At 63.8% G+C, this 26,379-nt stretch carries 26 protein-coding genes; 18 read left to right on the forward strand and 8 right to left on the reverse strand.

Features of this window, described 5'->3' with window-relative positions; genetic code table 11:
* Nucleotides 1-23 precede the first annotated feature (23 nt).
* The 12 genes from ruvA to addA all read left to right on the forward strand — a co-directional run bounded on the left by ruvA (nucleotide 24) and on the right by addA (nucleotide 14,635).
* Nucleotides 24-632 carry a Holliday junction branch migration protein RuvA gene (gene ruvA, locus ACSAMP_RS04270; protein WP_457799635.1) on the forward strand — a complete coding sequence of 203 codons (609 nt, stop codon included), beginning with the start codon at nucleotides 24-26 and terminating at the stop codon, nucleotides 630-632.
* Nucleotides 633-823: 191 nt separating this feature from the next.
* Nucleotides 824-1,180, forward strand: coding sequence for an endonuclease domain-containing protein (locus tag ACSAMP_RS04275; RefSeq protein WP_457799636.1), 357 nt, complete (start codon nucleotides 824-826; stop codon nucleotides 1,178-1,180).
* 11 nt (nucleotides 1,181-1,191) lie between these two features.
* Nucleotides 1,192-2,271: a Holliday junction branch migration DNA helicase RuvB gene (gene ruvB, locus ACSAMP_RS04280; protein ID WP_457799637.1), complete on the forward strand. Its 1,080-nt coding sequence runs from the start codon at nucleotides 1,192-1,194 to the stop codon at nucleotides 2,269-2,271.
* 64 nt (nucleotides 2,272-2,335) lie between these two features.
* Nucleotides 2,336-3,694, forward strand: coding sequence for a phosphoglucosamine mutase (glmM, locus tag ACSAMP_RS04285; protein WP_441795793.1), 1,359 nt, complete (start codon nucleotides 2,336-2,338; stop codon nucleotides 3,692-3,694).
* 86 nt (nucleotides 3,695-3,780) lie between these two features.
* Complete coding sequence (locus tag ACSAMP_RS04290; protein ID WP_441795792.1) at nucleotides 3,781-4,419, forward strand: sigma-70 family RNA polymerase sigma factor; 639 nt, start codon at nucleotides 3,781-3,783, stop codon at nucleotides 4,417-4,419.
* A 63-nt stretch (nucleotides 4,420-4,482) separates the two neighbouring features.
* Nucleotides 4,483-4,761, forward strand: a complete 279-nt coding sequence (locus ACSAMP_RS04295) for a zinc-ribbon domain containing protein (protein ID WP_457799638.1) — start codon at nucleotides 4,483-4,485, stop codon at nucleotides 4,759-4,761.
* Between the two features lie 135 nt (nucleotides 4,762-4,896).
* Nucleotides 4,897-5,583 carry a ClpP family protease gene (locus ACSAMP_RS04300; RefSeq protein WP_457799709.1) on the forward strand — a complete coding sequence of 229 codons (687 nt, stop codon included), beginning with the start codon at nucleotides 4,897-4,899 and terminating at the stop codon, nucleotides 5,581-5,583.
* Between the two features lie 133 nt (nucleotides 5,584-5,716).
* Nucleotides 5,717-9,076 carry a PD-(D/E)XK nuclease family protein gene (locus tag ACSAMP_RS04305; RefSeq protein ID WP_457799639.1) on the forward strand — a complete coding sequence of 1,120 codons (3,360 nt, stop codon included), beginning with the start codon at nucleotides 5,717-5,719 and terminating at the stop codon, nucleotides 9,074-9,076.
* On the forward strand, nucleotides 9,069-9,395 hold the full coding sequence (locus ACSAMP_RS04310) for a YqfO family protein (protein WP_441795789.1): 327 nt from the start codon (nucleotides 9,069-9,071) through the stop codon (nucleotides 9,393-9,395). The genes ACSAMP_RS04305 and ACSAMP_RS04310 overlap by 8 nt, the downstream gene beginning before the upstream one ends.
* Nucleotides 9,396-9,448: 53 nt before the next feature.
* Complete coding sequence (locus ACSAMP_RS04315; RefSeq protein WP_457799640.1) at nucleotides 9,449-10,132, forward strand: alpha/beta fold hydrolase; 684 nt, start codon at nucleotides 9,449-9,451, stop codon at nucleotides 10,130-10,132.
* Between the two features lie 24 nt (nucleotides 10,133-10,156).
* Nucleotides 10,157-10,990: a pyridoxamine kinase gene (locus tag ACSAMP_RS04320; RefSeq protein ID WP_457799641.1), complete on the forward strand. Its 834-nt coding sequence runs from the start codon at nucleotides 10,157-10,159 to the stop codon at nucleotides 10,988-10,990.
* A gap of 30 nt (nucleotides 10,991-11,020) precedes the next feature.
* Nucleotides 11,021-14,635 carry a helicase-exonuclease AddAB subunit AddA gene (addA, locus tag ACSAMP_RS04325; protein ID WP_457799642.1) on the forward strand — a complete coding sequence of 1,205 codons (3,615 nt, stop codon included), beginning with the start codon at nucleotides 11,021-11,023 and terminating at the stop codon, nucleotides 14,633-14,635.
* Nucleotides 14,636-14,641: 6 nt separating this feature from the next.
* Here addA and ACSAMP_RS04330 read toward each other — a convergent pair whose 3' ends face one another.
* From ACSAMP_RS04330 to ACSAMP_RS04345, 4 genes are all read right to left on the reverse strand, one after another.
* On the reverse strand, nucleotides 14,642-14,893 hold the full coding sequence (locus ACSAMP_RS04330) for a YlmC/YmxH family sporulation protein (RefSeq protein WP_457799643.1): 252 nt from the start codon (nucleotides 14,891-14,893) through the stop codon (nucleotides 14,642-14,644).
* A gap of 106 nt (nucleotides 14,894-14,999) precedes the next feature.
* A complete protein-coding gene (locus tag ACSAMP_RS04335; protein ID WP_457799644.1) occupies nucleotides 15,000-16,529 on the reverse strand; it encodes a glycine betaine ABC transporter substrate-binding protein in 1,530 nt (509 codons plus the stop codon).
* Nucleotides 16,530-16,531: 2 nt separating this feature from the next.
* Nucleotides 16,532-17,167, reverse strand: coding sequence for an ABC transporter permease (locus ACSAMP_RS04340; protein WP_457799645.1), 636 nt, complete (start codon nucleotides 17,165-17,167; stop codon nucleotides 16,532-16,534).
* A 5-nt stretch (nucleotides 17,168-17,172) separates the two neighbouring features.
* Complete coding sequence (locus ACSAMP_RS04345) at nucleotides 17,173-18,285, reverse strand: betaine/proline/choline family ABC transporter ATP-binding protein (RefSeq protein WP_457799646.1); 1,113 nt, start codon at nucleotides 18,283-18,285, stop codon at nucleotides 17,173-17,175.
* Nucleotides 18,286-18,574: 289 nt separating this feature from the next.
* Here ACSAMP_RS04345 and ACSAMP_RS04350 point away from each other — a divergent pair, with 289 nt between their 5' ends.
* From ACSAMP_RS04350 to ACSAMP_RS04365, 4 genes are all read left to right on the forward strand, one after another.
* On the forward strand, nucleotides 18,575-19,840 hold the full coding sequence (locus ACSAMP_RS04350) for a glycosyltransferase family 2 protein (protein ID WP_457799647.1): 1,266 nt from the start codon (nucleotides 18,575-18,577) through the stop codon (nucleotides 19,838-19,840).
* Nucleotides 19,841-20,039: 199 nt separating this feature from the next.
* Complete coding sequence (trmD, locus tag ACSAMP_RS04355) at nucleotides 20,040-20,795, forward strand: tRNA (guanosine(37)-N1)-methyltransferase TrmD (RefSeq protein ID WP_457799648.1); 756 nt, start codon at nucleotides 20,040-20,042, stop codon at nucleotides 20,793-20,795.
* Between the two features lie 97 nt (nucleotides 20,796-20,892).
* Complete coding sequence (locus tag ACSAMP_RS04360; protein WP_457799649.1) at nucleotides 20,893-21,732, forward strand: DegV family protein; 840 nt, start codon at nucleotides 20,893-20,895, stop codon at nucleotides 21,730-21,732.
* A gap of 87 nt (nucleotides 21,733-21,819) precedes the next feature.
* The gene (locus ACSAMP_RS04365; protein ID WP_457799650.1) at nucleotides 21,820-22,404 is read left to right on the forward strand and encodes a hydrolase; all 585 of its coding nucleotides are present in this window, start codon (nucleotides 21,820-21,822) and stop codon (nucleotides 22,402-22,404) included.
* A gap of 137 nt (nucleotides 22,405-22,541) precedes the next feature.
* On the opposite strand, the gene ACSAMP_RS04370 is transcribed toward ACSAMP_RS04365, so the two are convergent.
* Nucleotides 22,542-23,036 (reverse strand): helix-turn-helix domain-containing protein, encoded by a 495-nt coding sequence (locus ACSAMP_RS04370; protein ID WP_457799651.1) that lies wholly within the window; start codon nucleotides 23,034-23,036, stop codon nucleotides 22,542-22,544.
* A gap of 370 nt (nucleotides 23,037-23,406) precedes the next feature.
* Here ACSAMP_RS04370 and ACSAMP_RS04375 point away from each other — a divergent pair, with 370 nt between their 5' ends.
* The gene (locus tag ACSAMP_RS04375; protein WP_457799652.1) at nucleotides 23,407-24,555 is read left to right on the forward strand and encodes a sodium ion-translocating decarboxylase subunit beta; all 1,149 of its coding nucleotides are present in this window, start codon (nucleotides 23,407-23,409) and stop codon (nucleotides 24,553-24,555) included.
* A 21-nt stretch (nucleotides 24,556-24,576) separates the two neighbouring features.
* Nucleotides 24,577-24,702 carry an OadG-related small transporter subunit gene (locus ACSAMP_RS04380; protein WP_457799653.1) on the forward strand — a complete coding sequence of 42 codons (126 nt, stop codon included), beginning with the start codon at nucleotides 24,577-24,579 and terminating at the stop codon, nucleotides 24,700-24,702.
* Nucleotides 24,703-24,722: 20 nt separating this feature from the next.
* Here the strand turns inward: ACSAMP_RS04380 and ACSAMP_RS04385 are convergent, their stop codons facing one another.
* The 3 genes from ACSAMP_RS04385 to ACSAMP_RS04395 all read right to left on the reverse strand — a co-directional run bounded on the left by ACSAMP_RS04385 (nucleotide 24,723) and on the right by ACSAMP_RS04395 (nucleotide 26,269).
* A complete protein-coding gene (locus ACSAMP_RS04385; protein WP_457799654.1) occupies nucleotides 24,723-24,992 on the reverse strand; it encodes a DUF6514 family protein in 270 nt (89 codons plus the stop codon).
* 163 nt (nucleotides 24,993-25,155) lie between these two features.
* Nucleotides 25,156-26,034, reverse strand: coding sequence for a B12-binding domain-containing radical SAM protein (locus tag ACSAMP_RS04390; protein WP_457799655.1), 879 nt, complete (start codon nucleotides 26,032-26,034; stop codon nucleotides 25,156-25,158).
* A gap of 37 nt (nucleotides 26,035-26,071) precedes the next feature.
* Complete coding sequence (locus ACSAMP_RS04395) at nucleotides 26,072-26,269, reverse strand: DUF951 domain-containing protein (RefSeq protein ID WP_441795772.1); 198 nt, start codon at nucleotides 26,267-26,269, stop codon at nucleotides 26,072-26,074.
* Nucleotides 26,270-26,379 lie beyond the last annotated feature (110 nt).

The following is a 26,379-nucleotide window of genomic DNA, read 5'->3' on the forward strand; positions in this document are numbered from 1 at the left end:
ATTATCATAAGGAAGGGATCGTTTTGTTTTACTATGTCAGCGGCCCGGTGGCCCACATGGAGGCCAACCTGGCCGTCATCGACTGCGGCGGCGTGGGCTATGCCTGCCGCACCACCAGCTATACCCTGTCCAAGCTGAAGCAGGGGGAGAAAGCCAAGCTGTTCACCCACCTGAACACCCGGGAGGACGCCATGGAGCTCTTCGGCTTTGGCACCCAGGAGGAACTGAACCTGTTCCGCCAGCTCATCTCCGTCTCCGGCGTGGGCCCCAAGGCAGCGCTGTCCATCCTGTCGGCCACCACCCCGGCCAACCTGGCATTGTCCATCATCACCGGGGACGAGAAGGCCCTCACCTGCGCCCAGGGCATCGGCAAAAAGATCGCCCAGCGGGTGATCTTAGAGCTGAAGGACAAGCTGGCCAAGGGCCAGAGCTTCGGTACCGCAGGGGAGAGCTATGGCGGCAGCGGCATCACCGTCATCCCGGAAAACAAGCTGTCTGAGGCCTCCGCCGCCCTGGCCGTCCTGGGCTACTCCCAGGGGGAGATCAACCTGGCCCTGAAGGGCCTGGATCTGGAGGGCCTGACCCTGGAGCAGATCATCAAGGCGGCGCTGAAAAAGATGATGAAGAATTAGGGCAGAGGTGGAATCCTCCAGTCATCGCCTAGCGGCGATGCCAGCCCCCTTTAACAAGGGGGCCTGATGGGCGCGGAAAACAGCCTCCCTTGTCAAAGGGAGGTGGCACGGCGGTAGCCGTGACGGAAGGATTCCGACCACGGAAGCAGATACATACAGAGCGGAAGGGTTTTAAATGGCACATTTAAAGCATGTCCCCGGAACTGACGCCAAGGGCAAAAGGACTTCGCAGAAATATGACGGCGGAAGAGCGGCACCTTTGGTATGATTTTTTACGGGGATACCCTGTCCGTTTTCTTCGGCAGAAAATAATTGATGGCTATATTGCCGACTTCTACTGCGCAAAGGCGAGATTAGTGATAGAATTAGATGGACGTCAGCACCTTACAGCCGATGGCCTAATTTATGATGAAGCCAGAGACCGCCACCTCAACGCGTGGGGGCTGGAAGTTTTGCGCTTTCCCAACGTGGATATCTGGGAGAGATTTCCCGAGGTCTGCCAGAAAATCGACTATGCTGTAAAACTGCGTATGAACGCATCCCAATAGGAAGTGACCCAATGTCTATTGATTTTTCCAACTCGGATTTTGACCCCCAGGACATGGAGGAGCCCCTTGTTACCACCTCCCTGACCCGGGAGGATGAGAACGAATATTCCCTCCGGCCCAAGACCCTGCGGGAGTATATCGGCCAGGAGAAGGCCAAGGGCAACCTGGAGGTGTTCATCCAGGCGGCCAAGATGCGCCACGAGCCCCTGGACCACGTGCTGCTCCACGGCCCCCCGGGCCTGGGCAAGACCACCCTGTCTGGCATCATCGCCAACGAGATGGGGGTAAACGTGCGGGTGACCTCCGGCCCCGCCATCGAAAAGGCGGGGGACCTGGCCGCCCTGCTGACCAATTTAAACGAGAACGACATCCTCTTTGTGGACGAGATCCACCGGCTGAACCGCCAGGTGGAGGAGATCTTATACCCGGCCATGGAGGACTATGTCATCGACATCATCATCGGCAAAGGCCCTTCGGCCAACTCCGTGCGGCTGGACCTGCCCAAATTCACCCTGATCGGGGCGACCACCCGGGCCGGACAGTTATCCGCCCCCCTGCGGGACCGCTTCGGCGTGACGCTGCGGCTGGAGCTGTACACCCCGGAGGAGCTGGCCCTCATCGTCAAGCGCTCGGCGGACATTCTGGAGGTGCCCATCGAGGACGACGGGGCCATGGAGATTGCCCGGCGCTCCCGGGGCACGCCCCGTATCGCCAACCGGATGCTCCGGCGGGTGCGGGACTTTGCCCAGGTGCGGGCGGGGGGCGTCATCACCAAAAAGGTGGCCGACGAGGCCCTCACCGCCCTGGAGATCGACCATCTGGGCCTGGACGCCATCGACCACCGGATGCTGCGCAGCATCATAGAAAACTATCGGGGCGGCCCTGTGGGCCTGGACACCCTGGCGGCCACCATCAACGAGGAGGCCGTGACCCTGGAGGACGTGTACGAGCCCTATCTCATGCAGCTGGGCTTCCTCACCCGCACCCCCAGGGGCCGGTGCGTCACCGCAAAGGCCTATCAGCACCTGGGCCTGCCTGTCCCCGGCGTTCTGACCGGGGAGAACAGCGGCCTGGACCAGCTGTCCCTGTAAAAAAGTATACAAAACCGGCTCTTTCGGGCCGGGTCAGACAGAATAAGAATGAGGAGATCGAACTATGGGAAAGTTATTTGGGACCGACGGCATCCGCGGCGTGGTCAACGCCGGTCTGGATGCGGATCTGGCATATAAGGTGGGCCTGGCTGCCGCGCAGGTGCTGGCCAAGGACAAGCAGCCGGGGGAGAAGCCCCTGGTCACCATCGGCAAGGACACCCGCATCTCCGGCGACCTGCTGAAGGGCTCCTTGATCGCGGGCCTGTGCACCGCCGGGGCCGACGTGATGGACCTGGGCACCCTGCCCACCCCCGGCGTGGCCTGGGTGACGGTGGATGAGGGGGCGGACGCGGGCATCGTCATCTCCGCCAGCCACAACCCCTTCGAGCACAACGGCATCAAGATCTTCAACGGCAAGGGCTTTAAGCTCTCTGACGAGCTGGAGGAGCAGATCGAGGACATCGTCCTCTTCGGCCACAACAACGTGCCCCGCAAGACCCACGGGGACATCGGCAAGGTGAGCTATGTGGCTCCCAAGGCCTCGGAGGACTACATCGACCATTTGGAGGGGACCATCGACTCCACCCTGGGCGGGCTGCGCATCCTGGTGGACTGCGCCAACGGCGCGGCCTCCGCCACCGCCGCCCGGCTGTTTGACCGCTTCTCCAAGCTGCGCACCGACGTCATCAACGCCGACCCCGACGGGGTGAACATCAACGAGAAGTGCGGCTCCACCCACACCGACGCCCTGGCCGCCATGGTCAAGGCCGGCGGCTATGACATCGGCATCGCCTTCGACGGCGACGCGGACCGGTGCCTGGCGGTGGACGAGCTGGGCAACCTCATCGACGGGGACCAGATCATGGCCGCCTGCGGGTTAGATATGCTGCACAAGGGCAAGCTGTCCGGCGAGACGGTGGTGGCCACGGTGATGTCTAACTTAGGGCTGCACCAGTTCGTGAAGGAGCACGGCATGAAGCTGGAGTGCACCAACGTGGGGGACCGGAACGTGCTGGAGCGGATGCTGGAGAAGGGCTATGCCATCGGCGGCGAGCAGTCCGGCCACATGATCTTCTTAGAGCACGCTACCACCGGCGACGGCGAGCTGACCGCCTTGCAGATGCTGGCCCTGCTGAAGGAGAGCGGCAAAAAGGCCTCTGAGGTCTTCGGGGCCTGCCCCCGGTATCCCCAGGTGCTCATCAACATCCCCGTGGCCAACAACGACGCCAAAAAGGCCATCATGGCCAGCGAAGCGCTGGCCCAGGCCGTGGCCGGGGAGGAGGAGAAGCTGGGCGATGACGGCCGGGTGCTGGTGCGCCCCTCCGGCACCGAGGCCCTGATGCGGGTCATGGTGGAGGCCAAGACAGAGCAGACCGCCCAGGAGGCCGCCCAGCGGCTGGCGGATCTGATCGCCAAGCTGTAAGCATCTGCCACGGATTTTGTCGGTTCTGGAAAATTGAACAAAATATTTCCACAGGCCCCTTGACAAATCCGGCGATTTTGTTTATTATGGTTGATAGCAGAAGTGTTAATAGGCAAGCAGACTCCTCCCCGGACGATTTAGACCGGGAGTTGTGTCTGCGCGCTGCCCGGGGCGATCCCCAGGCGGAGACCGAGCTGGTCAGCCGCTACGGGCAGTTGGTCCGTGCCTGTGCCCGCCCCCTGTTTCTGGCGGGAGGGGACAGCGAGGACCTGATCCAAGAGGGTATGCTGGGTCTGCTCACTGCCATCCGGGGCTTCGACCCCCAGCGGGACACCCTGTTTCGGACTTATGCGGAGATATGCATCCGCAGCCGCCTTTACACCGCCATCCGCGCGGCCCAGGGCGGAAAGCACGCCCCCTTAAACCACAGCGTCTCTTTTGAACCCCCTCTTTTTGATGGAAGCAACGCGCACCTGTTTTCCAGCGTCGAAAGTCCCGAGGACGTCATCATCGGCAGGGAGGAACTGAAAGAGCGACTAGACGCTCTGAAGGGCCAGTTATCTGAGCTCGAAGGGAACATCTTACCCCTATACCTCAACGGCCTCTCCTGCGGAGAGATCGCCCGCCAGGTAGGCCGCCCCCCAAAGTCGGTGGACAACGCGATCCAACGCATTCGGCGCAAGGTGGCGCAGCAATTTTCTTCCGGCGTATCCAGCGAGAGCTGATCGCAATATTACACCGTTCGACCCGGAAAGGGCCGGACAACAGTCAAAGAGAGGGAATTATCCATGTACGAAGACAAGATCCTGGTATGCAAAGAGTGCGGCAACGAGTTTACCTTTACCGCCGGTGAGCAGGAGTTCTATGCCGAGCGCGGCTTCCAGAACGAGCCCCAGCGCTGCAAGGCCTGCCGTGATGCCCGCAAGAACGCGGCTCGTGGCCCCCGTGAGTACTTCACCGCTGTCTGCGCTGCCTGCGGCGGCGAGGCCAAGGTGCCCTTCGAGCCCAAGTCTGACCGTCCTGTCTATTGCAGCGACTGCTTCGCCAAGATGCGTGAGCGGGGCTGATTTTAGCCGGAACACCAGCGGCGTGACGAATTTTCGTCACGCCGCTTTTTTTGCGCCCATTTTTGTGAGTAAACCGGCCCTATTCCGCGCACCCTAACAGAAATTCCGGTTTAGGAGGCGCAAGAAATGGCAGACATGGAACAGGAGCACACACAGCCGGAGGCCCCGGCCAACACGCAGAACCTGGTGGACCTGGGTACCTCCCTCATCCAGCGGGAGGAGGGGCGGGTCTATGTGCTGACCATCGTGGGGCAGATCGAGGGGCACCAGCTGCTGCCCTCCGGCATGAAGAGCACCAAATACGAGCACGTGCTGCCCTTGCTGGCGGCGGTGGAGGGCGACCCGGACATCCACGGCCTGCTCATCCTGCTGAACAACGCCGGGGGAGACGTGGAGGCAGGGCTGGCCATCGCGGAGCTGATCGCCTCCATGTCTAAGCCAACTGCCTCCCTGGTGCTGGGGGGCAGCCACTCCATCGGCGTGCCCCTGGCGGTGGCGGCCCGGCGGTCCTTTATCGCCCCCTCTGCCGCCATGACGGTACACCCGGTGCGGCTGACCGGCCTGGTCATCGGCGCGCCCCAGACTTTTTACTACTTCGAGCGGGTGCAGGAGCGCATCGTCCGCTTCGTCACCGGAAACAGCCACATCTCCCGGGAGGACCTGACCCGGCTGATGCTGCGCACCGACGAGCTGGCCGCCGACGTGGGCAGCATCCTCTATGGGGAGGAGGCGGTGCAGCTGGGCCTCATCGACCAACTGGGCGGCCTGACCGACGCCCTGAACTGGCTGTATCAGACCATCGAAGAAAAGAAAACGCCGTGAAGCATATCGCCCAGAGGTCCCGGAGCTTTTCCCAGGAAAAGCCCGGGGCATTTTTTACATTCCGTCTCTTTTTTTGCAGGGGAAAGTGTGGTAAAATAAAGGCCGATTTTGTAACAAGAGAGGGGGAAGCCGGATGCTGCGCATTCTCATGGGACGGGCCGGGAGCGGCAAGACCACCGCCGTGCTAAACCGCCTGTGCCAGGCCGCCGGGGAGCGGCCCCAGGTGCTGATGACCCCGGAGCAGCAGTCCCACGAGGCCGAGCGAGCCTTATGTAAGGCTGGCGGCCCGGGGATCTCCCTGCGGGCAGAGGTGCTGTCCTTCAGCCGCCTGGCCAACCGGGTGTTCCAGGCCGCGGGCGGACTGGGCCAGGAGGAGCTGGACGGGGGCGGACGGCTGCTGCTGATGTATCGGGCGGTGCAGGAGACCGCCCAGCAGCTGAAGGTCTATGGCCGCCCCTCCAAGCGTCCGGCCTTCCTCCAATCCCTGCTGGCCACGGTGGACGAGCTGAAAAGCTGCCGGGTAAGCCCGGAGCAGCTCATCCGGGCGGGGGAGGAGGCCGAGGGCCCCAGCGGGGACAAGCTCACCGACTTAGGGCTCATCTGCGGGGCCTACGAGGCCCTGGTGGCCCAGACGGCCCTGGACCCCAGAGACCGGCTCACCCGGGCGGCGGACAAGCTGACCCATTGCGCCTGGGCGGAGGGGAAGGACCTGTGGCTGGACGGCTTTACCGACTTCACCCCCCAGCAGCAGGAGGTGCTGCGCCACCTCCTCCGACAGGCCCATCAGGTGACGGTGACCCTGACCTGTGACCATCTGGAGGAGGACGAGGGGGGCACGGGCATCTTTTCCCCCGCCCGACTCACCGCCGCCCGGCTGCTGCGGTTGGCCGCCAGCGAGGGAATTTCCTGTGAGGTGGAACACCTTGTCAGTGACTACAGCCCAAAGCCTGACAGCCTGAAGCACTTAGAGTACGCCCTCTTCGGCCACGAGGAGGTCCAGCCCATCCCCCAGGCCGGGGCGGTGGAGCTGTTCCGGGCCTCCAGCCCCCGGGCGGAGGTGGAGTGGGCCGCCGCCCGCACCCTGGGCCTGGCCCGGGACCAGGGCCTGCGCTTTCGGGATATCGGCGTGGTGGCCCGGAACTATGGGGCCTATCGGGACCTGATCGAGAGCATTTTCCCCCGGTTCGGCATCCCTGTGTTCTCCTCCGCCATGTCGGACATCCTGGAAAAGCCCGTGCTGGCCCTGGTGACGGCGGCCCTGGACACGGTGGCGGGGAACTATGCCTATGACGACGTGTTCCGCTATCTGAAAACGGGGCTTACGGACCTGCCCCAGGAGGACCGGGACCTGCTGGAAAACTATGTGCTGGAGTGGGACATCCGGGGGAGCGCCTGGACCCAGGACAAGCCCTGGGCCTGGCATCCCAGGGGCTATGGTTTCCCCTGGGAGGAGGCGGACCGCACTCTGGTGGACCGGTTGGACGCCGCCCGGCGGACTGTGGCCAAGCCTCTGGAGATGCTGCGTCGCAACGCCAATAAAACCGGGCGCGGTCAAGCGATAGCCCTTTACACATTTTTGGAGGAGATCGGCCTGCCGGAGCGCCTTGCCCAGCGGGTGGAGGAGCTGAAGCGCCGGGGGGAACCCCTGCTGGCGGAGGAATATCGCCAGCTGTGGGACATCCTGTGCGGCGGCCTGGAGCAGTGCGCCGCCCTGCTGGGGGAGCGGCCCATGGAGCTGGACGAGTTTGCCGCCCTGTTCCGCCTGGTGCTGTCCCAATATGAGGTAGGGGCCATCCCCGTCTCCCTGGACCGGGTGACGGCGGGGGAGACCACCCGCCAGACGGGCCACCAGGTGAAGGCCCTGATCCTGCTGGGGGCGGATGACGGGTCCATCCCCCAGGCGGGCAGTCCCCCGGGGCTGCTGTCGGATGACGACCGCAGTCTGCTGGCTCTGTATGGCCTGGAGCTGAGCGGCTCGGCCCGGGAGCTGCTGTACCGGGAGATGACCACCGTCTATCTCACCTGCACCCGGCCCAGCCGATATCTGCTGGTGTCCTGGGCGGCCTGCGGCCCCGGCGGGGAGGAGCGCCGCCCCAGCTTTCTGGCCCAGCGGCTGCTGCGGATCTTCTCCGACCTGACGGTGAGCCGGGAGGAGCGCGACGGTCAGTTTGCCTTAGAGGCCCCCAGGCCCGCCTTGGAGCAGGCGGGCTGGAATCCCCGGGCGCGCCGTGCCCTGGATGGTCTGCCCGAGTATGCCGGGGCGCTGGAGCGCCAGGACCGGGCGGAGCACTGGGGACGGGGCACCCTGTCCCGCTCCGCCGCCGACCGGCTGTATGGCCGGCGGGTGGCCATGTCCGCCTCCCGCATGGACAAATACCGCTCCTGCCACTTCGCCTATTTCATGCGCTATGGCCTGAAGGCCGAGCCCCGGCGGCAGGCGGGGTTCTCCGCCCCGGCCTACGGCACCTTTGTCCACTATGTGCTGGAGCAGGTCATGCAGGACGAGATGTTCCAGCAGACCCGGCTCCCCGGCATGGAGCCGGACTTTGAGGACCGGGAGCGCGCCCATTTAGCCGACCTGACCCGGGCGGCGGTGGAGCGCTATACCCGGGAGGAGCTGGGCGGCCTGGAGGGCCAGTCAGAGCGCTTTCAATATCTGTTCCGCCGTCTGCTCCGCTCGGTCCAGGCGGTGGTGGAGAACGTGGCCCAGGAGCTGCTGTCGGGCAGCTTCAAGCCCATCTCCTTCGAGCTGGGCTTTGGCCGGAAGGGGGACCTGCCCCCGGTGGAGCTGACCGTGGACGGGGTGACCATCAGCGTGTCTGGCTTTGTGGACCGGGTGGACGGCTGGGTCCGGGACGGACGGCTCTATCTGCGGGTGGTGGACTATAAGACCGGGAAGAAGTCCTTCGACTGGACGGAGGTCTGGAACGGCTTAGGGCTGCAGACGCTGCTGTATCTCTTTGCCCTGGAGCGACAGGGAGAAAACCTTTACAATATGCCCGTGGCAAGCGCCGGTGTGCTCTATCTCCCCGCCCACGAGGCAGTGATCCAGGGCAGCCGGACCATGGACGACGACCAGTGGCGCAAGGCGGTGGATAAAGAGCTGACCCGCAGCGGCCTGGTGCTGAATGACCGGGGCGTGCTGGACGCCATGGAGACAGCGGGGGAGGCGGGCTATCGCTTTCTGCCCCTGCGGGTGTCCAAGACCTCCGGTGACGTGACCGGGGAGGCCCTGGCCACCGCCGAGCAGTTCGGCAAGCTGGGCTACCACATCCAGCAGGTGCTGGAGGATATCTGCCGGGAGTTGGGCCAGGGGGCCATCGCCGCCGACCCCTTCTGGCGGGGGCCGGACAAGAACGCCTGCCGCTATTGCGACTACGCCGCCGCCTGCCACTTTGAGGAGGGCCGGGGGGGCGACTGCCGCCGGTGGGCCCACAAGCTGGCTGCGGCGGAGTTCTGGACCCAGGTGGACGGAGGCAAAAAGCATGACTGATGTGTATAAGCTGGAGATCTTCCTGCCGGAGGACCACTTCGACCCGATCTGCCAGGCCCTGTGGTCGGTGGACGCGGGGCACATCGGCCAGTACGATCGCTGCCTGTCCTGGAGCCGGGTGAACAGCTGCTGGCGGCCCCTGGCGGGGACGGACCCCTATCTGGGCCAGCCGGGGCAGCTGTGCCGGGCGGAGGAGATCAAGATCGAGGTGTGCTGCCTGGCCGCCCGGCTGGACGAGACCCTTGCGGCCATCAAATCGGCCCACCCCTATGAGGAGCCGGTGATCAACGTGCTGCCCCTATTGAAGACGGGCCTTTGAAACAGCAAAAAAGCCCCGCCGGGCTTTGTGACATAAGGAGACAAGAAGAAAACATGGATATCACGCTGCACTACGAGCAGATGGGGGAGGGCTTCCCCCTGGTCCTGCTCCACGGAAACGGAGAGGACCACACCTATTTTCAACACCAGATGGAGCCCTTTGCCGCCCACTATCGGGTCATCGCCCTGGACACCCGGGGCCACGGGGGCTCACCCCGGGGGGAGGCGCCCTTCACCCTGGAGCAGTTCGCCCAGGACTTAAAAGACTTTCTGGACGAACAGGGCATTGAAAAGTGCCACCTGCTGGGCTTTTCCGACGGGGGGAACGTGGCATTGATCTTCGCCCTGAAATACCCCCAGTACATTGAAAAGCTGGTGCTGTGCGGGGCCAATCTGGAGCCGGAGGGGCTGAAAAGCGGCCTGCGGATGAAGCTGCGCCTGCGCTGGGCGGCCCTCCAGGCGGCCCGCCACGTGCAGCCGGAGCTGGAGCGGCAGTTCGAACTGCTGGACCTGATGGTCACCCAGCCCCACATCGACCACCTGGCCCTGCGGGGCCTGAGGATGCCCGTGCTGGTGGTGGCCGGGGACCACGACATGATCTATGAGGCCCACACCCGCATGATCGCCGCGCCCATCCCCCACGGCAAACTGGCCATCCTGCCCGGGGACCACTTTGTGGCCCGGGACAACTGGAAGGAATTCAACCCCCTGGTCCTGGATTTTTTGCAGAAGGACTGAGGAAAAAAGAGAGGTTTCACCACTATGGAAAACGGCAAAAACGTGCTCATCATCAACGACATGCCCGGCTATGGCAAGGTGGCCCTGGCGGCCATGCTGCCCGTGCTGTCCACCCTGGGCCACAGCGTCTATAACCTGCCCACCGCTTTGGTCTCCAACACCCTGGACTATGGCAAGTTTACCATTCTGGACACCACCGACTATATGACCAAGGCCATCGCCGTGTGGAAGGAGCTGGGCTTTCGCTTCGACTGCATCACCACCGGCTTTCTGGCCTCGGCGGCCCAGGTGGGCATCATCCGGGACTTTATCGCCAGCCAGAAGAAGGAGGGCCTGCTGGTGATGACCGACCCCATCATGGCCGACGAGGGCAAGCTGTATAACGGCGTGACGGAGGAGACGGTGGAGAATATGCGCCGTCTCATCGGCGTGGCCGACGTGATCGTGCCCAACCTCACCGAGGCGGAGTTTCTGACCGGCCTGTACGAGGGGCAGGAGAGCCTGACCCAGGCTCAGGTCCGCCAGGTGGTGGATGCCCTGCGCGCCTTCGGTCCCCGGTCGGTGGTCATCACCAGCGGCAAGCAGACGGAGACGGGGGAACACGCCGTGTGGGGCTATGACCACAAGAAGGAGGAGTATTTCTCCATCCCCTTTCAGTTCATCGACGTCCACTTCCCCGGCACGGGGGACATGTTCTCCGCCGTGCTGGTGGGGGAGCTGCTGGGCGGCACGGATTTCCAGGGCGCGGTGCGCCGGGCCATGGACGTGCTGGAGACGCTCATCGACCTGGAGAAGGACGAGATCGAGAAGAACAAGGGCATCCGCATCGAGAAATTTTTGGACGTGCTGAAGCACTAAGATCGAAGTTGAAGTTAGGGAGGGTGAGCCATGGCGTTTCCTTTGACCCCGGAACAGCAGGATATCGTACAGGACCGGGGGGGCGAGCTGCTGGTGTCCGCCGCCGCCGGGTCTGGCAAGACAAGGGTGCTGGTGGAGCGGCTGCTGGACCGGGTGACGGAGGAGGGGCTGGACATTGACCGGTTCCTGGTCATCACCTATACCAAAGCCGCCGCCGCCGAGCTGCGCACCCGGGTGGCCCAGGAGCTGGCCGTCCGTCTGGCCGAGCGGCCCCATGACCGGCACCTTCAGCGCCAGCTGACGTTGGTATACAAGGCGCAGATCTCCACCATCCACGCCTTCTGCTCCGCCGTGCTGCGGGAGAGCGGCCATCTGCTGGACTTAGACCCCGACTTCCGTCTGTGCGACGAGGGGGAGGCCCAGGTACTCATGGCTCGGGTGCTGGAGCAGACTCTGGACCGCCGCTATGAGGGCCTGGACCCCCAGGGGCCCTTCGCCCAGCTGGTGGACACTCTGTCCGCCGGGCGGGACGACAGCCGCCTGGCCCAGATCGTGCTGGACATCGCCGGACGGGTGCAGAGCCACCCCGACCCCGCCCGCTGGCTGGGGGAGGAGCAGAGCCGCTGGCAGCTGGCCCCGGGCACGGACATGGAGGACACCCCCTGGGGGGCCATCCTGCTGGAGGAGCTGCGCCGCCGGTGTTATTGGTGTCGGAAGCGCCTGGGCCAGGCCCTGGACCTGGTGGGGGAGGACGAGCTGCTGAAGGCCAACTGCGCCCCCGCCCTGTACGAGAGCGCCGCCCGGCTGGACAAGCTCCTCGCCGCCCACGGCTGGGACGAGACCAGCGCCTGCCTGCCCATCCCGTTCCCCACCCTGGGGCGGAAGAAGAAGCGGGCAAAAGAGTTGGACGCCCAGGAAGAGATGGACGCCGCGGACCGGGCCGAGCGCATCAAGTCCATCCGCGCCCGGTGCAAGAAGCAGTTGGAAAAGCTCTCCGCCCTGTTCCAGGAGAACAGCCGGGAGCTGGGGGAGGAGCTGGCCCTGGCCCGCCCGGTGGTCCAGGCCCTGATGGACCTGACGACAGACTTTCTGGCCGACTATGCCAGGGAGAAGCGGCGGCGGGGGCTGGTGGACTTCTCCGACCTGGAGCACCTGACGGTGAAGCTGCTGCTGGATGACCAGGGCCAGCCCACCCAGGCCGCCCGCATGTGGGCCGATCGCTTTGAAGAGGTCCAGGTGGACGAGTATCAGGACACCAACCAGGTGCAGAACGCCATCTTCCAGGCCATCTCCCACCAGGGGCGCACCCTGTTTCAGGTGGGGGACGTGAAGCAGTCCATTTATCGCTTCCGCCTGGCCGACCCCACCATCTTTCTGGACAAATACCGCCGCTTCCCAAACGGAGCCAGCGCCCGGCCAGGCCAGCCCCGGCGGCGGGTGCTGTCCCGGAACTTCCGCTCCCGGCCCCAGGTCCTGCTGGGCTGCAACGATCTGTTCCGAAACGTCATGTCCGGGGATTTTGGGGAGCTGGACTACACCGAGGACCAGGCTCTGGTCCCCGGGGCGGCATTCCCCGACCCGGAGGGGGCGGACTATGCCCTGGAGCTGGACGTGCTGGACCTGGCCTATCTGGGGGAGCAGAGCCAGGAGGACCGGGAGAACAAGGACCAGGCCGAGGCCCGCTTTGCCGCCCGGCGGGTGCGGGAGCTGCTGGACAAGCCCATGATGGTGACCGAGGGGGACCACCAGCGGCCCCTGCGGCCCAGCGACGTGATGATCCTGCTGCGCAGCCCCGGCGCGGTGCTGCACTACTACACCCGCGCCCTGGGGGAGGAGAACATCCCCTGGGTGGCCGACGGGAACGAGGACTTTCTGTCCACCACCGAGGTAAACGTGGCCCTGGCCATCCTGCGCCTGGTGGACAACCCCCGGCAGGACGTGCCACTGCTGGCCGCCCTGCGCTCCCCGGTGTACGGCTTTACCGCCGACCGGCTGGCCGAGCTGCGCGCTGCCGACCAGGGGGAGGACTTCTATTCTGCCGTGGCTGCCGGGGCGGCCCGGGGGGAGCAGGACTGCGCAGACTTTTTGGACCAGCTGGAGCGGCTGCGCTTTGGGGCGGGAGACAGGACCTGCCGCCAGCTCATCTGGCACATCTATGAGACGGCGGACCTGCTTGGCGTCTTCGGCGCCATGAACGAGGGGCGCAAGCGGCAGGAGAACCTGCTGTCCTTCTATGCCCTGGCCGGGCAGATGGAGGACGGGGGCTGCCGGACCCTGTTCCAGTTCCTGCTGCGGCTGGACCGGCTGCGCCAGACGGGGGGCAAGCTCACCGCCGCCCGCCCGGCCCAGGAGGGGGAGGGCGTGTCCATCCTGTCCATCCACCGCTCCAAGGGGCTGGAGAAGCCGGTGGTGCTGGTGTGCGGCCTGAGCCGACGGCTGAACCGGGACGATTTGAAGGCCCCGGTGCTCTTCCACCCGGAGCTGGGCGTGGGTCCCAAGGGGCTGGAGCCGGAGCGGATGGTCCAGTATCCCACCCTGGCCCGCCAGGCGGTGGCCCTGCGCCTTGACCAGGAGATGATGGCCGAGGAGCTGCGGCTGCTGTATGTGGCCATGACCCGGGCCCGGGAGAAACTGATCCTGTCCGTGGCCCTCACCGCCGGGAGCAAGACCTTGGCCGATCTGGGGGAGGACCTGTCTCTGCCTGTCTCCCCCATGACCCTGTCGGTGCAGCCCAGTGTGGGCCACTGGGTGCTGCTGTATGCCATGACCCGGCCAGAGGCCTCGCTCCTCCGCGCCCTGGGCGGTCCGGGACATGACGAGGACTTCCCGGACCCCGACATCGGCCCCGGCTGGGACATCCGCTGGGTGAACGATCTGAGCGAGGACCAGGCTGACCGGGACGGCGTTATATTCCGGGCGGAAGAGAAGGCCCAGGCGGACGACGGCCCGGAGCCGGATCTGTCCTGGCGCTATCCCCATCTGGCCCTGGCCGACGTGCCCTCTAAGGTGACGGCCACCCAGCGGAAGGGGCGGCCCCTGGACCAGGAGGCGGCGGAGGAGGGCATGTCCACCGACCTGCCCCAATCGGAACCCGCCATCCACCGCCCCCGCTTTGCCGCGGAGGAACGGGGCCTGACCGCCGCCCAGCGGGGCACCGCCCTCCACCAGGCCATGCAGTATCTCCCCCTGACCGGGGACCACAGCCCGGAGGGGGTGCGGGCAGAGCTGGACCGGCTGACCCGGGAGGGCTTTCTCACCCCCATGCAGCGCCAGGCCATCCGTCCGGCGGTGCTGTCCGCCTTTTTCCAGAGCGACTTGGGCCGGGCCATGTGTGCGGCCAGGGAGTGCCGCCGGGAGTTTAAATTCTCTCTGCTGGTCCCCGCCCGGGAGTATGAGCCCCAGGCGGAGGCGGGGGAGGAGGTGCTCCTCCAGGGCGTCATCGACGCCTGGTTCGACGACGGGGACGGCGTCACCGTCATCGACTTTAAAAGTGACCGCATCCAGCCCGGTGGCGAGGCCCTGCGGGGGGAGGAGTACCGCCAGCAGCTGTCTGCCTACAGCCGCGCCCTGGAAGAGATATTGGGCCGCCCGGTGCGGCGGCGGGTTCTGTGGTTTTTCGCCACCGGGCGGGCCTGGGACGTGTGAAAAAAATCAGTCCCCCCGCTGGCCGGGCAGGTCCACCAGGACGATGTCCTCCCCAAAGCGGCGCACGGCGGACCAGGGGATGGTCCGGTCCGGCTCCCGGCCCAGCAGTCCCAGCAGCCGGGGCCGGCCCGGGATGATGAGGGCCGTGACCTGGCCCAGGTCGGTGTCCACTTCTAAATCCCCCACATAGCCGAACCGGGTGCCGTCGGCCAGACTGACCACCTCTTTATACCGCAGCTGTTCCATGCTTATATTCATATGGGCGCTCCCTCCTTTTGTAGTAAGGGTATGCGCCGCACAAAAAAACCATGCGCCCTTTCCGACCTGTCGTCGTTTCAGAGCGCATGGTTTTCTTATGCCATTTTTATGCCAGCAGGCCCCGCTGGACCAGAAAATCGTGGGCCACGGTCTCTAGGTCCCGGCCCTCCACGTCCACGGCGTAGGTCATCTCCACCATGTCGGCGCTGCTGACCTGGCCGGTGAGCTGGCTGAGCACCTGCTCCAGCTCCGGTGTGTCGGTCCGGTGGCGGCTGAACAGGTCCTCCCGCACCAGAATGGCCCCGTTGTACTCCGGGAAGAAGCCCCGGTCGTCGGCCAGAATGGTCAGCCCCGCCCGCTTGTTCAGTCCGTCGGTGGTATAGACGATCATGGCATCGAAGGCCCCCTGTTCCAGGGCCTGATATTTCAGCACCACGTCCACAGCGGAGACGGTGCGGAAATTCAGCCCGTAGAACCGGGTGAAGGGGTCGAACTTCATGCTGCCCTCCTGGGTGAAGAACTCGTGCTCCGCCCCAAAGCGCAGGTCGGGAGCTGCGGCGGCCAGGTCGCTGAGGGTGGTCAGGCCGTATTCCCGGGCCGCCTGGGCGGTGACGCCCACGGCATAGGTGTTGTTCAGGCCCACCTTGCCCAGCAGCCGCAGGCCGTCCTCCGCCACTTGGGCATTCACATAGTCAAACAGGCTCTCCCCGGCAGGGATATCGGCGGTGTCCCGGCCCAGGAAGGTGGTGAGCACCGTGCCGTCATAGGTGAACATCAGATCGCAGCTGGGAGAGGGGCCCCGCAGGGCATTATAGTTGTTCACCTGGGTCATCTGGTCCCGGATGTCCACAGTTAGGTCGGTCTGGTCCTCCACCAGCAGGCGGATGATGCGGTGCATCAGCTTCACCTCGGTGTAGTCCCCGTCATACAGCACTAGGGTCCCGGCGGCGCTTTGGGGCAGCAGGGGGAACAGGAGCAGTCCGGCGCACAGGGCGGCGCAGACCAGCCCGCCGGTCCAGCGGAGCCAGGGGGGCGCGGGCTTGCGCCACCGGCGGTCATTCAGCCGCCGCTCCGCCGCCGACAGGGCCAGGTCTAAGATCAGCGCCATGACCATGAGGACAGCGGTGCCCTTCAGCATCAGGGGCAGGTCCTTTTGCCGAATCGCAGTGTAAAACACCCCGCCCAGGCCGCCGCCACCCACAAAGGCGGCGAACACCGCCGTGCCGATGGCGTTGACGGCGGCGATGCGCACCCCGGTGAAGAGCATGGGCAGCGCCAGGGGCATCTCCACGTGGCGCAGGCGATAGGCCCGGGTCATGCCCATGCCGTCCCCCGCCTCTTTTAAATAGGCGGGGACCTGGGACAGCCCCAGGCTGGTGTTGCGGACGATGGGCAGCAGGGAATAGAGGGCCAGCCCCACCACCACCGTGGGCTTGCCCGGCCCCATGGCCACCATAATGACACCCAGCAGAGCCAGGGCGGGGGTGGTCTGGATCAGGTCCACCAGGCGGAGAATGACCCGCCCCGCCTTGGGGTAGAGATAGGAGGCAAGCCCCAGCGGGACGCCCAGGCCCACGGCCAAAAGCATGGCGGCCAGCACCAGAGCCAGGTGGTCCCGCAGCATGAGCATGGTCATCTCTACGCCGCCCCCTTTCCGCCCCGTATCCCACGGGGGACCACCCGCTTTTGCAGGGCGTCCACCAGGGAGCCCAGCAAAAACGCCAGCAGGGCCGCCGGGATGGCCCCCTGGAGGATGAGCACATGGTTGTTGGAGCTGACGCCCTTGTAGATAAAGTCTCCCAGTCCGCCCTGGCCGATCATAGCGGCCAGCACCGCCCAGCTGACAGTGTACACCGTGGACAGGCGCAGCCCGCCGATGATGGTGGGCATAGCCAGGGGCAGCTCCACCAGCCGCAGCCGCTGAAGCTGGTCCATGCCGCAGCCCCGGGCGGCCTCTTTATACTGGGGCTCCACCGCCGCCAGGCCCGCCACCGTGTTTTTCAGCACAGGGAAGGCGGCGTAGATGCTGAGCGCGGCCAGCACGGTGACAGGCCGCATCCCCAGCCACAGAAACAGCAGGCCGATGAAGACGATGCCGGGCACGGTGTTCAGCACGGACAGGGTGGGCAGGATGAACCGGGCCGCCCGGGGGAACCGGGACAGGACGATGCCCAGGGCCACCCCCAGCACAAAGCCCACCGCCACCGAGACCACCGTATAGCCCAGGTGGATGGCCACGGCCTGGAGAATGTCGCGGACGGTCTGCATGGTCATATCCATCACCCCCACAGATGCTCCGCCATGGCGGCGGCCATAGAGGTCTTGGTGATGATGCCCGCCACCGTCCTGTCCGGGGAGAGGACCACCAGATAGGGGAAGCCGCTGGAGGCCAGCAGATCGAAGCAGTCCTTGGCGTTGTCCTCCGCGCCCACCGTGGGGGTGTTGTTCCGCACCAACGGGCCGATGGTCTTGACCACGTGGCCGGTGAGACGGATGTCCGCGATGGACACCGTGCCCTGATAGCGCAGGGCCTCGTCCACCACCAGCAGGGTGTCCACGTTGTGGTGCTGCATCCGGCTGACGCACTCGTGGATGCCCCGATTCTGGTTGACCACCACCACGCCGGTGCGCATGACGTCGGCGGCGGTGAGGTCGGCGGGGGAGGGGCCGGAGACGTGGCTGCCCAAAAAGTCCCGCACCTGCTGGGTGGCGGGGTGCTCCAGCATCTCCTCCGGGGCGGCGGCCTGGACGATGTTCCCCCGGTCCAGAAAGACGATCAGGTCGGCCAGGTCCAGGGCCTCGTCCATGTCGTGGGTGACAAAGACGATGGTCTTGTTCAGCTTTTGCTGCAGCTGCTTGATCTCCAGCTGGAGGGAGCGGCGGGTCATGGGGTCCAGGGCGCTGAAGGGTTCGTCCATCAGCACCACCGGGGGCGAGGCGGCCAGGGCACGGAGGATACCGATGCGCTGCTGCTGGCCGCCGGACAGCTCCGAGGGGTATTTGTGGGCGTAGGATTCATAGGGCAGGTCCACCATGGCCAGCATCCGGCGCACCAGGTTGTCATAGCCCTCCCGGGGCGCGCCCAGCAGCCGGGGCACCACGCAGATGTTCTGGGCTACCGTCATGTTGGGGAACAGGCCCACCTGTTGGATGACATAGCCGATGCGGCGGCGGAGCTGATACCGGTCCGTCTTGGCCACGTCCTGGCCCCCCAGATAGATGTGCCCGCTGTCGGGCTGGATGAGCCGGTTGATCATCTTCAGGGTGGTGGTCTTTCCGCAGCCGGACGGGCCGATGAGGACGGCGAACTGCCCCTCTTTGATTTCAAAATTCAGGTCGTTCAGAATGGTCTGGTTTCCATAACGCAGGGACACATGCTCGAAGCGGATCAAAATGAACCTCCTTTTTGCGGGGAACACGCGGAGAAAACGCCGTGAGCGCGGGCGATAAGGGTGTTCCGGGCCAGCAGACCAAAACAGGGTTTTGGCCAATTTGTATAAATCAATTATACAGGATATGTTAAAAACCGTCAAATCAATAAACCGTAAAGAAAGTATGTCGAAATTGTGACGAAAGGGGCGGACCTTTATAAAGTCTTTATAAAACCTTAAACTTCTTCCCGCTGGCTTCTTAACCTTCGTCTGTTAGGATGATGGCAGAACCACCAAGGAGGAGAAGGACATGGAATGGATCGTGATGCTGATAAAGGCCCTGGCGGCCACTGCGGGAGGGCTGCTGGCCCTGTGGGGCGGATACTATCTGGTCAGTGGACTGATGTGCTGGAGGGGGCAGAAGCCCTTTCCCATCCGTCCAGCCAGGACGAAGTTCGCCGTGCTCATCGCCGCCCGGAACGAGGAGTTGGTCATCGGGCCGCTGATCAACAGTCTGCTGATGCAGGACTATCCCCCGGAGCGATACGACATCTGGGTCATCCCCAACAACTGCACCGACCACACCGCCCGGGCGGCTGCCGGGTTTGGGGCAAGGGTGCTGAAGTGTGACCGCCCGGTGAAGAGCAAGGGGGAGGTGCTCCGCTTTGCCTATGCCCGGCTCCGGGGCCGCCGGTATGACGCCTACTGCGTGTTCGATGCGGACAACGTGGTGGACAGCCGGTTTCTGCGGGAGATGGACCTGGCCTGTCAGTCCGGGGCCGGGGCGGCCCAGGGCTATCGGGACAGCAAGAACCCCTATGACACCCCCATGTCCGGCTGCTACTCCATCTATTATTGGATGATGGACCGGTTTTATAACCAGAGCCGGGCCGCTGTCGGCCTGTCTGCTATGATCAACGGCACCGGCTTTATGGTGGCCGCCCGGGTGCTGGAGGGCATGGGCGGCTGGAACACCCACACCCTCAGCGAGGACCTGGAGATGACCGTCCAGTGCGCCCTGGCGGGGGAGAAGGTGGTCTGGGTCCCCCGGGCCATCACCTATGACGAGCAGCCCCTGGACTATGCCGTGTCCGTGAAGCAGCGCCGCCGATGGACCAGCGGGACCATTCAGGTGGCCGGGCGGTATCTGTCCCAACTTGGCCGGGGCGTGGAGCAGGGGAGCAGCCCTCTGGCCCTGGTCGACCTGGCCGCCCTGCTGGTGACGCCCTTCTATCAGGCGGCGGCCCTGGGCGGACTGATCCTGTCGTCGGTGTCTGCCGCCCTGGCCTGTCCCCGGGCGGAGCTGGCTCCCTGGGTGCTGCTGGCCGCCGTCCTCAGCCAGCTGGCAGGGATGATCTTAGGTTCCACCGCCGCCGCCGCATTAGTTCTGACCCTGGAGGGCAAGTGGGACCGCCGCCTGCTGCCCGCCCTGGGGCTATATGGCCTGTTCCTGCTGTCCTGGGTGCCCATCACCCTGGGCTGCCTGGTGAAGCAGACCACCCAGTGGGAGGAGATCCGCCACACCCGGAACGTCTCCCCCCAGCCCGCAGCCAGCCGAGCCTCTCTGGCCAGCTGAATTTGATAACGCCCTCTCTTACCTTTGGCCGCCGCACAGCTTTTTGTGCGGCGGCCGCTTTATTTTTATCGTACAACAAAACATACGTTGAAAAAGCCGGAAAAATTCCGTATAATGATAAGGACGCTGCCGGGACGCTCTGGCGGCAGAAGAACGCGAGAGAAAAAAGACAAGAAAAGATAAGGACGCTGGAAAGACCATGTATCAGATCGACATTATGACCTTATTCCCCGATGTGGTGGGCGATATGCTGTGTGAATCGGTGCTGGGCCGGGGGCAGGAACGGGGCTATATCCGCATCGAGTGCCACCAGATCCGGGACTACACCAAGAACAAGCAGCGGCAGGTGGACAACTATCCCTACGGCGGTGGCCGGGGAGCGGTGATGCAGGCCGATCCCCTTTACAACTGCTGGCAGCACATCTGTGACCAGGCGGGGGAACGGGTCCACACCATCTATCTGTCCCCGGCGGGCAAGACCTTCACCCAGGCCGACGCCCGGCGGCTGAAGGCGGACTACTCCCGCCTGATCCTGGTCTGCGGCCACTACGAGGGCATCGACGAGCGCTTCATCGACGAGTGCGTGGACGAGGAGATCTCCATCGGCGACTTTGTGATGACCGGGGGAGAGATCCCCGCCATGGCGGTGGCCGATGCGGTGTGCCGCCTGGTACCCGGGGTGCTGTCCGACCCCTCCTGCTATGAGAACGAGAGCCACTGGAGCGGCACGCTGGAGGCCCCCCAGTATTCCCGCCCGGAGATCTGGCATGACCGGGCCGTGCCCCCAATCCTCCTGTCGGGCAACCACGCCAAGGTGGACCTGTGGCGGCGGAAGCAGTCTCTGCTGCGCACCCGCCAGCGCCGCCCGGACCTGTATGAAAAGCTGGAATTTACGGAGAAATCGGACAAAAAGCTGCTGGCGGAACTCCACGAGGAGCACCCGGAGCTGTTTTGACGTTCAGAAGCGAGACGGTCTCTTTACAAACAGGAGAAAATATGCTATAGTACCCTACAAGATATAGTTTAAAAAACCATATTCGGAGATGATACGAATGGGATTTAAGATCGTTGTGGACAGCTGCTGCGATTTGACCGGGCAGATGCTGAAGGACCCCCACTTTGTAAAGGTACCGCTGACCATCCGCTCCAACGGAAGCAGCTTTATTGACAACGAGACCTTTGACCAGGCCGACCTACTGTGGGCCATGAAGCAGAGCGACGACGCCCCCGCCACCGCCTGTCCCTCCCCCCAGAGCTATCTGGATGCCTATCAGGGCCCGGAGGAGGAGGACGTGTATGTGGTCACCCTGTCCGCCCTGCTCAGCGGCTCCCACAACAGCGCCGAACAGGCCCGGATGCTGATGGAGGAGGATCACCCCAACAAGAACGTCTATGTGTTCAACTCCTGCTCCGCCTCCTCCGGCGAGGTGCTGGTGGCCCTGAAGGTCCGGGAGCTGGCCGAGAGCGGCGCACCCTTCAAGCACGTGGTGCGGGAAGTGGAGCAGTTCATCTATCAGATGCAGACCATGTTCGTGCTGGAGACGCTGGAGAACCTGCGGAAAAACGGCCGCCTGACCCGCCTGCAGTCGGTGATCACCGGAGCGCTGAAGATCAAGCTGCTCATGGCGGCCACGCCGGAGGGGGAGATCTGCAAGCTGGGACAAATGCTGTCCATGAAGCAGGCCCTGTCCAAAATGGTGGACCACATGGCAAACGACCCGGCCCACGCCGGGCGCACCCTGGCGATCTGCCACTGCAACTGTCTGGACCGGGCCTTCCAGGTGAAGGCCATGGCCGAGCAGCGCTGCAAATTCGCCCACATCCTCATTCTGGAGGCCGGCGGCATCACCAGCGTCTATGCCAACGACGGCGGCATTGTGACCGCCTATTGACAAACTGCTCCGATGGGGTTACAAATAGAGGGCGGCCAGCTTTTTTGCGGCTGACCCTCTATTTTTATGCACCGGGAGGAAAACACCATGGCAATGACCAGACAGCAGGCGTGGGGCCTGCTGACCGAGTATAATCACGAGCCCTTTCATCTCCGCCACGCCGTGACGGTGGAGCATGTGATGGGCTGGTACGCCCAGGAGCTGGGCTATGGAGACGAGAAGGCGTTCTGGTCCGTGGTGGGCCTGCTCCACGACCTGGACTTTGAGCAGTGGCCCCAGGAGCACTGCGTCAAGTCTCAGGAGCTGATGCGTCAGGCCGGGGTGGACGAGGCCATCATCCACGCCACCGCCAGCCACGGCTGGGGCCTGTGCGTGGACATCAAGCCCGAGCACGAGATGGAAAAGGTCCTCTATGCCGCCGACGAGCTCACCGGCCTTATCGGCGCGGCGGCCCTGATGCGCCCGTCCAAGAGCGTAGCGGACATGGAGCTGAAGTCCCTGAAAAAGAAATATAAGGACAAAAAGTTCGCCGCCGGCTGCTCCCGGGACGTCATCGCCAACGGCGCTCAGCTGCTGGGCTGGGAGCTGGACACCCTGCTGGAGCGCACCCTGAAGGCCATGCAGGCGGAGGAGGGAGCCATCGAGGCCGCTTTGACCGAGGGGGAGCACTGAAAAAATCCGTTATCGTTTCCGGAAACAGACAAAAAGCCGGACTGAATGGCACGCTTCGGTCATTCAGTCCGGCTTTTCCGTTTGATGGCGTTATGGGGTTGTTATGATACAGAACTGCTCTGCCCGGCGCAGGTCCATCAGTCCTCTCTGAAGTATTCTGCCCACAGAATTATGACTCCGCCCGCTGAGATACAGGCGCTGAGCAGAAAAGGCACAATGATCCACGTTTTGAATAATGCCGTTCCATATCTGCCCCATGCAGTATACCATTCATTCAGGGAATCCGCATAAACGCCCGCACCGATCAATATGACAGCGAGTGCAATGAGGCCGATGACCAGCAGACACTTTCCAAAATAGATCCGCAGATGTTTGCGCTTTTCTTTTGCGGGGCCTGTTTGGATACCGGCCGGATTTTGTCCCGTCAGTGGTTCCTTGATCTCATCCAGCAAAAGATAGTCGGTGGATACCTGAAATAATCTGCTGAGTTGAACAATCTTCTCTGTGTCCGGTACTGCTTCGCCCGTCTCCCAGCGAGAAACGGCCTGACGGGATATGTTCAATCTCGTCGCCAGAGCTTCCTGCGACAGCCCGGCCTTTTTCCGGCAAAACGATATTTTGGTTCCGATCATCCTGCGTGACCTCCTTTCGACACCGTCTATTTTACACGGAATCGGCGGGAAATGCCACCATGTCAACTTTGAATTTCCGCAATTCCAGGTTGCACACGTGATTTTTCGTGGAATATACCCCGGAAAGAAAAATTTCCCTTGACATCTGCGGCCCAACTGTGGTATCATCCACATAACAAAGGGGAGTAGTCGGCGCACGGTTTCGTGCGCGGCCAAGCCAACAAGCATGGCGGACCGTATGCGTCCGGCCTGGCTTTGCCTGAAATGACCAGACCTGCGTTCCTGTCACCGGGAACGCAGGTCTTTTTTCATCCTGGCCAGGTACTGCTCGCCGAAAAAACAAGAAACAAGAAAAGAAAGAGGGATGTCTATGGAATTCTTATGGCAGGGCGTTCTCGCCATCACCCCCCAGCAGTTGGTGATGTACGTTGTGGGTGGGCTGCTCATCTGGCTGGCCATTGAAAAGGGCTTTGAGCCGGCGCTGCTGCTGCCCATGGGCTTTGGGGCCATTCTGGTGAATCTGCCCCTCTCCGGGGTCATCGACCAGGCGGGGGCCGGGGGAGAGGTCACCCACGGCATCGTCCAGTGGCTGTTTCAGGTGGGGATCGAGGCCAGCGAGGCCATGCCCATCCTGCTGTTCATCGGCATCGGCGCCATGATCGATTTCGGGCCCCTGCTGGCTGACCCCCGGCTGTTTCTGTGCGGGGCGGCGGCCCAGGCGGGTATCTTCCTCACGGTGCTGCTGGCCACGGTCCTGGGCTTTGACATGAAGGATGCCGCCTCCATCGGCATCATCGGCGCGGCGGACGGGCCAACCTCCATTCTGGTGTCCCAGGTGCTGGGCTCCAATTATGTGGGGGCCATCGCCGTGGCGGCCTATTCCTATATGGCCATGGTGCCCATCATCCAGCCCGCCGCCATCAAGCTGGTCACTACCAAAAATGAGCGGGCCATGGCTATGCCGTACACCCCAGGGCGGGTCTCCCGTCGTCTGCGCATCCTGTTTCCCATTCTGGTCACGGTGGTGGCCGGCCTGGTGGCCCCTGCGTCGGTGGCGCTGGTGGGCTTTTTGATGCTGGGCAATCTCATTCGGGAGTGCGGCGTGCTGGCCACCCTGAGCAACACGGCTCAGAACGAGCTGGCCAATCTCATCACCCTGCTGCTGGGCGTGACCATCTCCTTCTCCATGCGGGCAGACCAGTTCGTGCGGGTGGAGACGCTGATGATCCTGTGCCTGGGCCTGGTGGCCTTTGTGCTGGACACGGTGGTGGGCGTGCTGTTCGTCAAGGCGCTGAACCTGTTCATGCCCCGGCGGAAGATCAACCCCATGATCGGGGCGGCGGGCATCTCCGCCTTCCCCATGTCCGCCCGGGTCATCGAAAAATTGGGCCAGGAGGCCGACCGCCGGAACCACCTGCTGATGCAGGCCACCGGGGCCAACGTGTCCGGGCAGATCGCCTCGGTGGTGGCCGGGGGCGTGGTCCTGCAATACTGCGCCGTCCACATGATCGGCGGCTGAGACGAGAGGAGTGCGTGTTTAATGACAGAGAATTTAAACATGGCCCTGGAGCTGATGGGCCAGGGTATGGCCGGTATCTTCGCCGTTCTGGGCATCATCGCCCTGCTGGTGTTCGCCGTGCAGCGACTGGACAGGAAGGACAAGTAAGGGAAGTCCCTTTACACCCATCACAGCCAATCGGCCACCACGTCCGCCAGGGCGGTGGGGCTGACCCGGTGCTCCACCAGCAGGGAGAGCAGCTCGTCCACCCGCTGGGCGCTGACGGTGATGCCGGGGACGCTGGCATCCTCGCCGCCGTCCTCCCACACCCGCACCCCGTAGTCCTCGCAGAAGAAGGGCTCCGCCGCCACCTCACGGATGAGCAGTCCATAGTGGAACCGGCGCTCCCGCCCCTGGGCGTCCCGCCACTTCCGGGACGCTACGTTGACCTGTGTCATGGTATTCCACCTCCTGAATGTATATCTCTATTATAAGAGCGCTTTGACGGGAGAGGAAGAAAAATCCATCGCAGAAAAACACAAAAACTCCCTCGGTTCGCCCTGAAAGCAGGGGAAGCCGAGGGAGTTTTATCGTGGTTGGAGGGGTTCTGTCGAAAAATTCTCAGATGCCCCGGTTCAGGGTCTTGCGCAGGCGGATCTTGCCCTCCAGGGCCTGGTCGATGAGGGAGAGGAACTTCTCCCGGTCTTCGGGCAGGCCGCCCTTCAGGGGCAGATAGTTAGAGGCGTGGTTGCTGGTGAAGTGCAGCGGGTCCACGTCCAGATGCTCGATGAGCAGGCGGCACTCCTCCAGAATGTGGTCGGGGCCATAGACCTTGAAGCGGCCCGCCAGCACGTCGTCCCCCAGGGGGGTGCCCTTGGCGGGGGCGAAGGTCATGGCGGACAGATGCCGGGGCTTCATCTCGTTGATGATCTTGGCGGTGGACAGGATGTGCTCCTTCCAGTCGCCGCCCTCCCCGGTGATGCCCAGGATGACGGTCACCCACAGGTCGATGCCCGCCTCCACCAGACGCTGACCGGCCTGGAGCATCTGCTGGGCGCCGACCCCCTTGTGGATGAACTTCAGCACCGCGTCGCTGCCGCTCTCCACCCCCAGATAGGCCCGGGACAGCCCGGCGTCGTGGAGGGCCTTCAGTTCCTCCGGGGTTTTGGACAGGGTGCTGCGGGGCCCGGCGTACAGCGTCACCTTCTCCAGGGCGGGGAAAGCCTCATACAGCTTGTGGAGGATGCGCAGCAGGTCCTCCGTCTTGATGATGATGGCGTCGCCGTCCATCAGGAACACCCGCTGAAGGCCGGGACCGTAATAGGCCCGGGCCATGTCGATGTCCTCCAGAATTTCCTCGGTGGGGCGGATGCGGAATTTTTTCTCCTTATACATGCCGCAGAAGGTACACTGGTTGTTGGAGCAGCCGATGGTGCATTGCAGCAGATAGCTCTTCCATTCGCCCGGCGGGCGATACAGCAGGTCGCTGTCATAGCGCATAGTGGTTCATCCTTTCCTGAAAGTCTTGGGGGAGGGGTCACACCTGGACGGGCGCGCCCTCCCGGAACACCTTGCGGATGTTCTTCTCCGCCTTGCTCCGGGGCAGCATCACCTCGTGGCCGCAGCCCTGGCAGCGCATTTTAAAGTCCATCCCCACCCGCAGCACCAGCCAGTCCTGGCTGCCGCAGGGGTGGGCCTTTTTCATTTTCAGCACGTCGTTCACATGGATGTCCATGGGAGCCTCCTTATACTTACATATCCGCTTTCTTGGTTTTATTATGGCCGGTTTTGGGGGAATTGTCAACGGGATGGGGTGTTCCGGGTGAAACGAAGAGGGCCGCCCGG

It is taken from the genome of Flintibacter sp. SJQ-8 (assembly GCF_054108085.1).